Annotated in this window: 11 protein-coding genes and 1 pseudogene; 2 read left to right on the forward strand and 10 right to left on the reverse strand. The window is 39.9% G+C overall.

Going from position 1 to position 13,618, the window contains the following annotated elements; all coding sequences use genetic code 11:
* Positions 1-115: 115 nt before the first annotated feature.
* Both AB6N04_RS07180 and AB6N04_RS07185 read right to left on the reverse strand, forming a co-directional pair.
* On the reverse strand, positions 116-1,147 hold the full coding sequence (locus tag AB6N04_RS07180; RefSeq protein ID WP_369311204.1) for a methionine synthase: 1,032 nt from the start codon (positions 1,145-1,147) through the stop codon (positions 116-118).
* 27 nt (positions 1,148-1,174) lie between these two features.
* A complete protein-coding gene (locus AB6N04_RS07185; protein WP_369311205.1) occupies positions 1,175-2,152 on the reverse strand; it encodes a DUF1852 domain-containing protein in 978 nt (325 codons plus the stop codon).
* 574 nt (positions 2,153-2,726) lie between these two features.
* On the opposite strand from AB6N04_RS07185, the gene AB6N04_RS07190 reads away from it, so the two are divergent.
* Complete coding sequence (locus AB6N04_RS07190) at positions 2,727-3,206, forward strand: Hcp family type VI secretion system effector (RefSeq protein WP_369311206.1); 480 nt, start codon at positions 2,727-2,729, stop codon at positions 3,204-3,206.
* Between the two features lie 34 nt (positions 3,207-3,240).
* On the opposite strand, the gene AB6N04_RS07195 is transcribed toward AB6N04_RS07190, so the two are convergent.
* Positions 3,241-3,690 (reverse strand): hypothetical protein, encoded by a 450-nt coding sequence (locus AB6N04_RS07195; protein WP_369311207.1) that lies wholly within the window; start codon positions 3,688-3,690, stop codon positions 3,241-3,243.
* Between the two features lie 11 nt (positions 3,691-3,701).
* A complete protein-coding gene (locus tag AB6N04_RS07200; RefSeq protein WP_369311208.1) occupies positions 3,702-4,430 on the reverse strand; it encodes a hypothetical protein in 729 nt (242 codons plus the stop codon).
* A gap of 208 nt (positions 4,431-4,638) precedes the next feature.
* On the opposite strand from AB6N04_RS07200, the pseudogene AB6N04_RS07205 reads away from it, so the two are divergent.
* Positions 4,639-4,740, forward strand: a pseudogene (locus AB6N04_RS07205) (integrase); the annotation flags it as partial.
* A 261-nt stretch (positions 4,741-5,001) separates the two neighbouring features.
* Here AB6N04_RS07205 and ahpF read toward each other — a convergent pair.
* The 6 genes from ahpF to AB6N04_RS07235 all read right to left on the reverse strand — a co-directional run bounded on the left by ahpF (position 5,002) and on the right by AB6N04_RS07235 (position 13,430).
* The gene (ahpF, locus tag AB6N04_RS07210) at positions 5,002-6,576 is read right to left on the reverse strand and encodes an alkyl hydroperoxide reductase subunit F (RefSeq protein ID WP_369311209.1); all 1,575 of its coding nucleotides are present in this window, start codon (positions 6,574-6,576) and stop codon (positions 5,002-5,004) included.
* A 127-nt stretch (positions 6,577-6,703) separates the two neighbouring features.
* Positions 6,704-7,267 carry an alkyl hydroperoxide reductase subunit C gene (gene ahpC, locus AB6N04_RS07215; RefSeq protein ID WP_369311210.1) on the reverse strand — a complete coding sequence of 188 codons (564 nt, stop codon included), beginning with the start codon at positions 7,265-7,267 and terminating at the stop codon, positions 6,704-6,706.
* Between the two features lie 186 nt (positions 7,268-7,453).
* Positions 7,454-8,578 carry an ABC transporter permease gene (locus tag AB6N04_RS07220; RefSeq protein WP_369312029.1) on the reverse strand — a complete coding sequence of 375 codons (1,125 nt, stop codon included), beginning with the start codon at positions 8,576-8,578 and terminating at the stop codon, positions 7,454-7,456.
* 5 nt (positions 8,579-8,583) lie between these two features.
* The gene (rbbA, locus tag AB6N04_RS07225) at positions 8,584-11,340 is read right to left on the reverse strand and encodes a ribosome-associated ATPase/putative transporter RbbA (protein ID WP_369311211.1); all 2,757 of its coding nucleotides are present in this window, start codon (positions 11,338-11,340) and stop codon (positions 8,584-8,586) included.
* Positions 11,337-12,407 carry an HlyD family secretion protein gene (locus AB6N04_RS07230; RefSeq protein WP_369311212.1) on the reverse strand — a complete coding sequence of 357 codons (1,071 nt, stop codon included), beginning with the start codon at positions 12,405-12,407 and terminating at the stop codon, positions 11,337-11,339. The genes rbbA and AB6N04_RS07230 overlap by 4 nt, the downstream gene beginning before the upstream one ends.
* A 546-nt stretch (positions 12,408-12,953) precedes the next feature.
* Positions 12,954-13,430, reverse strand: coding sequence for an N-acetyltransferase family protein (locus tag AB6N04_RS07235; RefSeq protein WP_369311213.1), 477 nt, complete (start codon positions 13,428-13,430; stop codon positions 12,954-12,956).
* Positions 13,431-13,618: the final 188 nt, after the last annotated feature.

Here is a 13,618-nt window from a genome sequence, read left to right on the forward strand (position 1 = left end):
TTTTAAGATATTATGTCTAATATACCTCAAGTTAGAGTGAAAGCAGAAATTCAAGGCAACAAAAAACCCAGAGAACGACTCTGAGTTTCTTGTTACTGGTCAATTTTGGCTGATATTACTTATTTAACAGTTCGTTGCGGATTATTTTCGCCCCTGCACTTAACGCATTGAGTTTCCCTTTCGCGACCTGACGGGATAGCGGTGCCATACCACAGTTAGTCGACGGATAGAGCTTATCAGCATCCACAAATTGAAGCGCTTTACGTAACGTGTTGGCGACTTCTTCTGGCGTTTCGATAACATTGCTGGCAACATCAATCGCGCCCACCATCACTTTTTTGCCGCGAATAAGCTCAATCAAATCCATTGGAACATGAGAGTTATGGCATTCCAATGAAATAATATCGATATTCGATGTTTGCAATTTTGGGAAAGCTTCCTCATATTGCCGCCACTCAGAACCCAACGTCTTTTTCCAATCTGTATTGGCTTTAATGCCATACCCATAACAGATATGAACAGCTGTTTCACATTTCAGACCTTCAATGGCCCGTTCGAGAGCCGCCACGCCCCAGTCATTGACTTCATCAAAAAATACATTAAACGCTGGCTCATCAAACTGAATAATATCCACACCTGCGGCTTCCAACTCTTTTGCTTCTTGATTCAGGATTTTGGCAAACTCCCACGCCAGTTTTTCGCGACTTTTGTAATGGTTATCATACAAGGTATCAATCATCGTCATCGGGCCCGGCAATGCCCATTTGATTGGCTGTTTCGTTAACTTACGTAAAAATTTAGCATCTTCCACAAAAACAGGTTGTTGACGTTCAACGGCGCCAACGACTGTGGGTACACTCGCATCATAACGATTGCGGATTTTAACCACTTCACGTTTTTCAAAATCAACACCACTAAGATGTTCAATAAATGTGGTGACAAAGTGCTGACGTGTCTGTTCACCGTCACTCACAATATCAATCCCTGCACGCAGTTGATCTTCCAGAGATAAACGCAATGCGTCTTGTTTTCCCTCAATGAGCTCTTCATTTTGTAGCTTCCAAGGAGACCAAAGCGTCTCAGGTTGAGCAAGCCATGAAGGCTTTGGTAAGCTGCCAGCGGTAGATGTTGGTAATAATATTTTCATGACAATTGACCTTAAATTTTTAATTAATCAAAGCGCGTAGTTAGCAGACCATTGCTCTAGAATATGCTGATAGGGTTTAATAAAGTGTTTTTCTGTATATTTCCCCTGCTCAATAGCCAATCGGCTACGTTCTTCACGGTCATAAACAATTTTTGTTAATGAATAATCTTGGTTCGTCAAACTCGGTTGATAGCATTGCCCTGCGACTGAATTCGCATTGTAAATCTCTGGTCGATAAATCTTCTGAAATGTTTCCATCGTACTAATCGTACTTATCAATTCAATATTGCTGTAATCACTCAGCAGATCTCCCGTAAAATAAAAAGCCAATGGCGCAACACTATTTTGTGGCATAAAATAACGAACCTGCAAACCCATCTTTTTAAAGTATTGATCGGTTAATGAAGCCCCATTTTGCTGATATTCGATGCCTAATACAGGGTGGTGATTTCCCGTACGATAGTAAATGTCTTTATTTGAGACACTTAAACAGATCACGGGTGCCTTATTAAAATGGGCTTTATATTCATTTGAGTTAACAAAATATTTAAAGATATTCCCATGCAAGTCACCAAAGTTTTCTGGAACAGTAAAGTTGGTTTGGTCTTTATTATGCTCTAGCAATAAAACACTGAAGTCATAGTCACGCACATATGAAGAAAAATTATTGCCAACAATCCCCTCTGTCCTTTCACCTGTTTTGTTATCAACAATATTGGTTTTTAATATTTCAATAACAGGGAATGCATTCCCATTATTTTCAACACTCATTTCCACAGAAATAATTTCAAGCTCAATTGAATAGCGATCACTCTTAGGATTGTCCCAATAAGCCAACGAGTTGAAACGATTGTTTATCATTACCAGCGTGTTACGCAGATTTTCTTGGCGGTTTTTCCCTCTGGCCAAATTAGCAAAGTTAGTTGTTATACGTGTATTTTCAGAAGGATTATAATTTTCATCAAAAAGACTACTTTTGATCGTAAATGTAAAATTATTGTTCATTGTTTCGTCGCACCCTAAATTCCAAGATAAAAACTAGACTGACTTATTGATTTTATAGAATTTTTTATTTCTCACTCATCAATCATTATGTTGTCAATAAGTTAATTTGTTAGCGTTATCTCATTTATGCCAGAGCTATTAGCTGAGTGAAAGCGACTTAATTTCACGACAATATGAATGAAATTCATGATCAGTGATATGACTGGTTTTGTGTGATATTTAGATCTTATTCTGCATGAAGTAACTAGGCGTTTTTCTTACCTAATACTCTTCATACTCTACTGGTGTAATGACAAGATAAACCTGAAGGACTCGTTCAGTGATGGCTGTATATATTATGCACTTTTTATACAGTTATTAGACGAGATAATCAAATTATGATTATCTCGTCTAATATTGGAAATTAATGTTACGGATTAGTTTTTTAAAAGACCACGCTAGATGTGTATAATTTGATTTTATTAAGTTTCCTCTGCATCTTTATCAAAGCAAGAAATAAATTAATATTGTTTTTATATTAATTTGTATTTTAATACTTTTCTATTAATTTAACTTAAACCTCAAAAGGTAAATAATGGCAAATTTAATTTATTTAAAACTATCAGGAAAAAACCAAGGGTTGATTTCAGGTGGTTGCTCCACACGCGATTCAATTGGCAACAAATATCAAGATAGGCATAAAGATGAAATCCTTATTTATTCTTTAGATCATGACATTTTTAGAACGCAAAATGTGAGCCACTCTCCTGTAACTATTACCAAACCAGTTGATAAGTCATCACCTTTATTAGGTGTAAGTATATCAAATAATGAGCTGATGGAATGTGATTTTATCTTTTACAGAACAAGCGAAAGTGGTAATCAAGAAAAGTTTTACACTATAAAACTAACAAATGCGAGCATCAAAAATGTATCCCTTCATTTTCCCAATTCATTAACTCATGAAGATGCACAACCCTATGAAAGTATTACAATCGATTATGAAAGTATTACATGGGCGCATGTTATAGCAGGTACATCCGGTTATAGTATAAAAAGTGATAGTAACATTTAAAGAAAATCAATTAAGGTGCCTAGCACCTTAATGACTAATCAACAAGCATAGGTTCTGTATCCTCAGAAAAAAAAATGCATTTTACACCTTTATTTTCATATACACTGATAACAAATGTTTTTTTAGTGTTTTTTACAGACCGATAACGATAAATTCCTTCTTCTTCATACGATTCAGATGGAACTCTCTTCACTTTCAAAGAGGACATTAAATAAGACTCCAACCCATTTTTAACCAGATCAACTTCAGATAAAGGAATATCAGTGTAAGTTATTCCAGAGCCTCCTTCAGTAAATCTATCAAATGAATGATAACTATAGGAAGATGCATACTCTTTAAAGGGCGCATTTCTGATTAGCTTATCAACTAATACATAGGAATAGATATAATTATTCAACCCAATTGTTCGGCTTGGGGACAATAAGATAAAAAAATAGCAAAATGCAAATAATATTAAAAAATAACAAATTTTTCTTTTTTTCATAATAACCCTACTTACTTAAACGGGATAAAGCGGCTTAGATGGTAAGAATGTATGTATTGCGTAGGTGAAAATGGCTCAACTTCTCCATTATTTAAGCGTAAATTAATTGGCGTTATTGTTTTTAAAAAGTAAGGTAACGCTTTTTTATAGGGTTTAGAATTTGGGAAGACTAAAGGATCTGGAAACATCCAAGGTCGTAGCTCTCTGTTTTTAAAATTCCCGATTGAACCATAGTGATGCCATATTCTGAGGGCTTTATCTTTTGACGCAATTTTTAGTAGAGGTTCATAATTTCTTGGTTCATATATTTTATAAAACCCAAATAGATTAGAGATAATATCCTCACCACTAAATCCACTATCATTCCTTAAAATTCCACCATAAAACCAATTGCTCTGCAATGCTTCAAACTGTATTGTCATATCCAACATGATAGCTAAAGCAATAGATTTTTTATCTTCTGAATTTAATCCTCGCCTAACCAGCCATTGCGCTTTTTTAGCAGCAGTATACCCAAACTTGGACATTTTCTGCCTATATTCAACAATGAAATGTGTTTTAAATAATGGGGTTGACATTAGCGAAGGGTATTGATTAAAAAGTTCATGGGAAACATTCTCACTTTCCATCTGAGATTTTAAGGCAATAGCATCAGCCCCCTGTGCGTGATTTTCATCAATCCATCCAATTTCATCTGAATAGCGTAATTTACCCTTCTCTATATCACCTCTACTCGCCACTTTAATTTCCTTATACTGATGGCTAAAAAATGATATTAACATACGCCAAATGTTAAAAGCGACATTGTGAGTAATACTATGATTCGTCAGTTTCTACTGAAATTTGGAAATAGAGTTGTCGGGGTTAACCTTTAGCGATTTCAGCTACAGTGCCCGCCTTTTGTCTCTCTTCAATCAGGCTCGGCATTATAAATACGTTCAAGCGTGTTCAACATTACAGCAAACACTGACCTACGCACACTTTGCACCGGACTTTCTTCAAGATGCGATTACGTATAATCCACTAAAAGGAGGAACGGAGTTAGCTTAAATAATTGTTCGTTTTAAGATGATTTTGATGACGAAAAACGATGTAAATTTAACTTTTGCATGTCTACAAATTATCTACACGGGGACGCATTTCTCCGCTGTAAGTACCACCAAATCAGCGTTTAGTGTGTCTACAAGTTGTCCACACTTGAACACTTTTAGGCACTTTTGAGCCTTTATTGTACAAATTGCGTGCAAAAAAAAGGCACTCGCCCCCGATTGCCTTTTGACTACAACTCACTGAATATAAGGTAAATTACACCTATTCAGCGGTTCTGGTACTTGTGCGGATAAGGTAATCAAAGGCGCTAAGTGCGGCTTTTGCCCCTTCTCCGGCAGAGATAATAATTTGTTTATATGGCACTGTCGTACAGTCACCCGCAGCAAATATGCCTTTTACACTGGTTTCATTGCGTGCATCGATCTCAATTTCACCCATACGGTTTTTTGTGACAGCGTCACCTAACCAATGTGTATTGGGCAATAAACCAATTTGTACGAAAGCACCGGCAACCTCTAAAGAGTGCACACTTTCATCTGTGCGGTCTTTATACTCAAGGCTGGTCATTTTGCTGCCATCACCTTTTACTTCAAGGGTTTGAGCATTCAAAATAATATCGACGTTTTTCAGGCTGCGGGCTTTTTGTTGTAAAACGGAGTCCGCTTTTAACTCTGGTGCAAACTCAAGTACAGTGACATGGTCAACCACGCCAGCTAAGTCAATGGCAGCTTCAATACCCGAGTTACCACCGCCAATAACTGCAACGCGCTTACCTTTAAACAATGGACCATCACAGTGTGGGCAGAACGTCACCCCTTTAGTGCGATATTCTTGCTCCCCTGGCACACCCATGTTTCGCCAACGTGCACCTGTTGCAATAATAATGCTGCGCGATTTTAAAACACCACCAGAAACCGTTTCAATTTGGTGTAAGCCACCTTCTTCTGTCGCTGGGATCAATTTTGCAACGGATTGACCATCAATTACATCGACATCATAGCTGTCGACATGGTTTTTCAATGCACCAGCAAAAATGGCACCTTCTGTTTTGATAACTGAAATATAGTTTTCAATATCAACTGTATCCATTACTTGGCCACCAAAACGCTCACCGATGACGCCTGTGCGAATACCTTTACGCGCCGTATAAATTGCTGCTGATGCGCCTGCTGGGCCACTACCAATCACCAGAACTTCAAAAGGCTCACGTTCGCTCAATGACTTAGCAGCACGAGCATCTGCATTAGTATCCACTTTGCTGACGATTTCACTCAATGTCATGCGGCCTTGACCAAATTCTTTGCCATTTAAGTAAACAGCGGGAACCCCCATTACATTACGCTCATCAATTTCATGTTGGAAAAGCGCACCATCAATCGCGGTATGACTGATATTTGGGTTTAAAACCGCCATTAAATTCAATGCTTGAACGACATCTGGGCAGTTGTGGCAAGATAATGAATAATACGTTTCGAATTGGAACTCGCCTTCTAGGCCTTTCACTTGCTCTAATAGCTCTTGTGCTTCTTTTGATGGGTGACCGCCAATTTGTAATAATGCCAGCACAAGAGAGGTAAATTCGTGTCCCAATGGTGAACCGGCAAAACGTAAGCCACTGTCAACACCTGGGTTAGTAATTAAAAATGATGGCGTTCTTAACGCGCTGTTACGCTCTTCACGTACACTCACTTTGTCAGACAGCGAGGCAATTTGGTTGAGCAATTGCTTAATTTCGTTTGATTTTTGGCTGTCGTCTAAATTAGCAACTAATTCAACGGGTTTAGTTAAACGTTCTAAATAGGCTTTTAATTGGGCCTGTAAATTGTTGTCGAGCATGTAATCCCCTTTAATTTTTATCATAAAATCGGGTACATATACCCGTCATACTGCAAGTTACAGGCATGGTATTATTGCACTTAGCGCCTGTAACTTGAGTCATCTAAAATTAATCAATCAAAATGAATTAGATTTTGCCGACTAAATCTAAAGATGGGGACAGTGTTGCGTCACCTTCTTGCCATTTTGCAGGGCAAACTTCACCTGGGTGGCTAGCAACATATTGAGCCGCTTTCACTTTACGCAGTAAGTCAGCTGCGTCACGACCAATACCTTCAGCAGTGATTTCGATGGCTTGAATAATACCTTGAGGGTCAACCACAAATGTTCCGCGATCTGCTAAGCCTTCAGCTTCACGCATATTTTCAAAGTTACGTGTCAGTGCGCCCGTTGGGTCACCGATCATTGCATATTTGATTTTACCAATGGTGTCTGAGCTTGCATGCCATGCTTTATGGGTAAAATGTGTATCAGTAGAAACAGAGAAAATTTCAACACCTAATTTTTGGAATTCTTCGTAATGATCTGCAAGGTCGCCGAGTTCAGTTGGGCAAACAAAAGTAAAGTCCGCTGGATAAAAGAAGAAAACACTCCATTTACCTGCTACGTCTTTTTCAGATACTTCGATAAATTTACCGTCTTTAAATGCTTGGTTAGTAAATGGTTTGATTTGAGTATTAATTAATGACATATGATGTTCTCCTGTTTGGTTGCCTATTAAGTTACTGTTTTGCAGTGACTTAATCCAATCAGTACGTACTATCGATTTGATAGGTATAATCTAGTCATTTATAATAATTGATAGGCAATGCATTAAAACGCTTACTGAAGCCTTCAGCAAGCGTTTTATTGTTAGCTAAGCAATTTAAGTCGGTTATTAGGCCATTGTTGCAATGGTTTTACGAAAACGAATTAAGGCGAAAGTGAAGAAGACACTGCCGATAACCAGTAAAATGGCAAACTGTGACCAAACGATTGGGAAACCGGCACCGCGGTATAAAATCGCCTGAGCTAAACTCACAAAGTGGGTGGTTGGCATAGTTAACATAATATCCTGCACTAATTGTGGCATACTTTCCCTTGCCGTCATCCCACCTGAAAGCATATTCAATGGCAATAATACTAAGATCATTAATAACCCAAACTGGGGCATCGAACGCGCAATAGTCCCCATAAAAATGCCAATAGAAGTGGTCGCAAAAAGGCTTAGTGCAACGCCACACATAAACAGCAAAATTGAGCCTTCGATAGGTACTTGGAGTAGCGTCTTAACCACCAACATCAATGACACACCTGAAGCTATTAGCACCACTAATCCCATAGACCATATTTTAGACATCATGATCTCAAAAGGGGTTAATGGCATCACCATTAAGTGCTCAACCGTGCCATGTTCCCTTTCACGGATCAACGCAGCCCCTGTCAAAACAATCGATAACATAGTGATATTGTTGATAATGGCCATTACCGAACCGAACCACGATTGCGTTAAGTTTGGGTTAAAACGCATGCGAACTTCTAGGTCAACGGGTAAACTCGCATTACTCCGATATTTCGCTAAAAACTCATTAACCTCACCAAGGGTGATATTTTGAATATAGCTGTTCCCTAAAAAGGCTTGGCTCATACGTGTAGCATCAATATTCACCTGAATTTCAGGGTGCCTACCCGCTAAAACATCCCGTTGAAAATTAGGTGGAATATCTAACGCGAAGGTGTATGAACCGCGATTAAGCAAACCATCGATTTGGTCTGATGTAATATCCGCAGGCGGTAAAAAATACGGCGCATAGAAGCTATTAATAATCCGATTAGATAACTGTGATTTGTCTTGGTCTGCAATGGCAATCGGTGCATTGTGCAATGAGCCGGGTGTCACTGTTGCTGACGAATAAATCGAAACCGTAAACGCGAACACAATCAAAGCCAGCATCGCTTTATCACGCCCTAAACTTCGTAACTCCTTAATACCTAAATTAAAAATATTTTGAATTTTACGTATCATCATTAGGACTCCTGCTTTTTCAGGAATAACACGCTTAGCCCGATGACCAGTGGAACGGTGATCAATAACGGGATAAATGATGCCTGTAAATCGAATAAATTAAGGCCTTTGGAAAACGTCCCTCGCGTAATAGTGAGGAAGTGCGAAGTCGGATAAACCATCCCAACCCAGCGGCCAATCCCCTCTAACGAAGAAACGGGGTCAATCATTCCAGAAAACTGTGTCGCAGGTATTAATGTGATGATGGAAGTACCAAAAATGGCCGCGATTTGGCTTTTCATAAAGCAAGAAATTAATAAGCCAATCCCCGTTGCTATGCTTACATACAAGAATGCAGCAAGCGTCAGCGTTAAAAAACTGCCTTTGAATTCCACGCCAAAAATATACACCGATAAAATACAGAGCAGTACAAAGTTAAACATGCCTAATAAAATATAGGGAAGTTGTTTACCCAGCAAAAACTCTAATTTGGTGATCGGGGTGACATAAAGATTAATAATGGAACCTAGTTCTTTTTCCCTTACCACACTTAACGCACTTAGCATGGCCGGGATCATCATTAATAATAATGGAATAACCGCAGGGACGATAGCCGGTAAGCTGCGGACATCCGGGTTATAACGATAGCGTGTTTCTATATCAATAGCCGGTATACCTGCTACTCCCACGGGTTGTTTTGCTGCCATGGTACTTAACCATGCAAGGTGCATAGCTTGCACATAACCACGAACCGTCTCTGCACGGTTTGGCATTGCACCGTCTATCCAAACACCGATTTTTACATTGTTACCACGAGCAACATCACGTGCAAAATTCGGTGGTATTTCAATGGCAACAGTGATTTGCCCGCTACGCATACCGTCTTCGAGTGCGTCATAATCTTGAAGCGGTGGCTGTTCAATAAAATAACGGGACCCCGCTAGGTTTAACGTATAACCTTGACTAAGACCAGTTTGATCGCGATCTAGCACCGAAAAACGTAAGTTTTCAACGTCCATGCTGATCCCATATCCCATAATAAACATCAAGATCACGGTGCCAAGCAAAGCAAGGGTAGAACGTACCGGATCTCGCCGCAGTTCCATTCCTTCCCGAATGGAATAGCTAAATAAGCGACGTAAGCTAAACCGTTTTTTCAATGCTTCTGTCGCTTGTTCTTTTAGCGCTGAATCAACATGGAATTCAGGTACGGCTTCAGTTTCTCGTCCTGCATCACCGACAGCATCTTGTAAATAAGCAATAAAAGTTTCTTCAAGTGTAGCCAAACCGCGCTTTTTAGTCAGATTTGCTGGGGTATCACAATCCAGTACCTTACCGGCGTGCATCAAGGAGATCCGGTCACAACGCTCCGCCTCATTCATAAAGTGTGTGGAGATAAAAATTGTGACGCCGTCACGTCTTGATAGATCAACCATTAGCGCCCAGAACATATCTCTGGCGACGGGGTCAACGCCGGATGTAGGTTCATCCAGGATCAGCATTTCAGGTTCATGAATAACAGCAACAGCCAGTGACAAACGCTGACGTATCCCCAACGGTAAATCGTCAGGCATGGTATTCCTAACCTCATTCAATTCAAATCGTTGGCACATGTCATCAACACGGCGTTCAATTTTCTCTTCTGGGATATGGAATAGTTTTGCGTGTAAAACTAAGTTTTGCTCTACACTCAGTTCGCTATACAGCGAAAACGCTTGGGACATATACCCTACACGTTTACGCGTTTCGATATCTTTTGGGTCGATCTCCTGCCCAAATAACCAAGCTCGCCCTTCACTGGCTTGCAAAAGCCCTGTCAGCATTTTCATGGTCGTTGATTTACCACAACCATTGGAGCCTAAGAATCCAAAAATCTCCCCTTTTGGGATCTTAAAATTGACGTGATCAACGGCAACAAAGTCGCCAAATCGCATAGTTAAATCTTGCGCTTCAATCGCGATAACATCATCCTTTGAGGTGTCTCTCGGTGGTATAACAACTCGTTTGTGACCACTGCGTTTTTCTTCAGGTAATAGTTTAATAAACGCAGCTTCGAGATCTTCACATTGTGTTTGGGCTTTTAATTCCGAAGCATGGCCGGTCGCTAACACTTTTCCATCATCCATTGCCACCAGCCAATCGAACCGTTCCGCTTCTTCCATGTAAGCGGTTGCCACCAACACACTCATATTGGTTTGGCGTAAACGAATACGATCAATTAAGTCCCAAAATTGGGCACGTGACAAGGGGTCAACCCCTGTGGTAGGTTCATCAAGAATTAACAAGTCAGGATCGTGGATAAGTGCGCAGCATAAACCGAGTTTCTGTTTCATACCACCCGATAATTTACCTGCTGGGCGGTCTTTAAAAGGCGCTAAACCTGTGCTTTCTAACAAGTCTTGAATACGGTATTCCCTTTCTGCTTTTGATTGCCCAAATAAACGACCAAAAAAGTCCACATTTTCATACACTGATAATGTATGGTAGAGGTTTTTTCCGAGTCCTTGCGGCATATAAGCGATACGCGGGCATACTGCGCGACGATGATCAACATCATTCATATCACCATCAAGTACAATTACATTTCCTTGTTGAATAGCCCGCGCCCCAGCAATCAGAGACATTAAGCTCGATTTCCCGACACCATCAGGACCAATCAAACCAACCATCTTGCGAGCGGGGATCGTAAGGACAATGTCATCCAATGCACAATTTTCACCGTAATGCTGGCTGACATGCTGTATATCAATGATCACATCATCCATCAGTTTATTGGTCATTGTGGTAATCTCACCTCGAGTTCAGTCGGCCAAGATGTTTTGGAGTCTAAACGGACATAAGCTTTACCCGGCAATCCTGTTTTCACATATTCAAGGTGTTTTTCGAGCAATTCAGGGGAGATGCGAGCGCGAACGCGAAACATCAGTTTTAAGCGTTCATTTTGTGTTTCAACGGTTTTTGGTGTGAACTGCGCAACACTGGCAACAAAAGTGGTTTTAGCGGGAATAACAATATTCGGAGCTGCATCCAAAATAATATGAACATCACTGCCTAATGCCACTTTCCCTGCTTCTTCCGTTGGTAAGAAAAACGTCATGTATACATCACTTAAATCCACCATATTCAGTACACGCCCCCCCGCACCGAGGACTTCCCCGGGTTCAGCTACGCGATATTGAATACGTCCATTGCGGGGCGCTTTTAATATGCTGTCATCTAAATCCGCCATAATGCGGCGTTCAGTTGCAGTCGCAGCATCCACACGGTTTTTAGCTTGCACTATGCCTGCATTTGCAGAGTCAATCGCCGATGTCGCGGCGGCAACTTGTGCTTTTGACGCTTCTAAAGCAGCACGTGATCCTTGCATTTGGGCGGTATCATCATCTACCTGTTGTTGAGAAACTGCTTTCGTTCTGACCAATGCTCGTGAGCGGTTCAGTCGCTTTTGTGCTGCATCGAGCTCTGCTTCACGTTGACGCACAACAGCTTGAGCGGCCACTTTTTCACTTTGACGTTGAGCAAGCGCTGATTCAGCAGTGGTCACAGCACTAATGGCTTGGCGTAATTGAGCTTGTACTTCATGAAGCTGTTCTTGAAGCGCTCGAGTATCCATCCGAGCTAATTCTTGCCCTTCTTTAACAAAATCGCCTTCTCTCACATTAATGGTGTCGATTCGACCGGCAGTTTTCGTCGCAATATCAATTTCTGTTGCTTCGATGCGACCATTACTTTGCGCAAAACCCTCTGGTAACCCTCCGGAATTGACGCTCCAGTAATAGAAACCACCAGCAGCAATAATTAATATTAAAATGATGTAAAAAGATATTTTCTGCTTATTTATTTTCATACCATCCCTTTTCCATTAAATGAGAAAACAGTGAACAACAATTATTTTAATTATTAACCTGGTGAAATTAATAAAGGCACATAACTGTTAATATGCGAAATAAATACAGCCAAATACGAAACAAGAAAATTATAGGTTTAAAATAGGCAATGCCCGTGTAATCGCTGTTCAGTCATCAGCTATCTATCTAATTTAATGAAAGTTTATCAAAATTCGAATTAGGTAGAATTGCCTTGCATCACAAAAAAACAGAATAAATTAACAAAATTCATAAGAAGGCATTAATTGTATAACTTTAGATGAAATATTAAAAAAGCAAAGCCAGTAAATAAATTTACTGCCTCAGACAGCTGACAAACATAAAATAGTTGGCAGCTGGTTGGATGGGTTTTGAAAATAAAATGAAAAATCAATGCATTGATTTTCGCCTGATAGCACAAAGTGGAAAAAAACACGCTTTTCTCTCACTTTGTCAACAAACTCCGCCAGTAAATCAGTTTACTGGCATTTTCAATGCAAACGTTATACTCGTTTAATTATTGACAATTAACGGGCAAACTCCGCAATGGTTTTTTCATCCATACGGTAACGAACCCACTCATCTTGTGGCTGTGCACCAATACTTTGATAAAAATCGATAGCAGGCTGATTCCAATCTAGCACACTCCATTCTAATCGTTGGCACTTCCTTTCCACGGCTAATCCTGCGATATATTTTAATAGTTTTTTTCCTGCACCTGCACCACGAAAATCGGGAGAGATATACAGATCTTCTAAATAGATACCGTTATTTCCTAACCAAGTTGAATAGCTGGTAAAGAAAACAGCATACCCCGCGGGTTTACCATCAACATAGCAAATAAGGGCTTCCGTTTTAGAATCTGCCCCAAATAGGGAGTTCTCGATATCAGCAACACTGGCTTTAACTTCATGGCGAGCTTTTTCATACTCCGCCAACTCAATAATCATCTCTAAAATCAATCTAGCATCATCAATTGTTGCGGGTTTTATTTCTACGTTCATTTCAGGCTCTCTTATTATTTGAACTGCAATTTTATGCTTTGCACCTAAAACCCCCAATACTTAGCAGTTTTATTCATATGAACGCACAGGATATAAGCGAGGTTTATATCTGTAGTAATACCTTTTACTGCAATTATTATCAAATAGCGCATTTCTGATGCTTGCTCTCACTCTTCTGTTTGGTATGA

Origin of the sequence: Providencia rettgeri (genome assembly GCF_041075285.1) — a bacterium.
Taxonomy (GTDB): Bacteria; Pseudomonadota; Gammaproteobacteria; order Enterobacterales; family Enterobacteriaceae; genus Providencia; species Providencia rettgeri_G.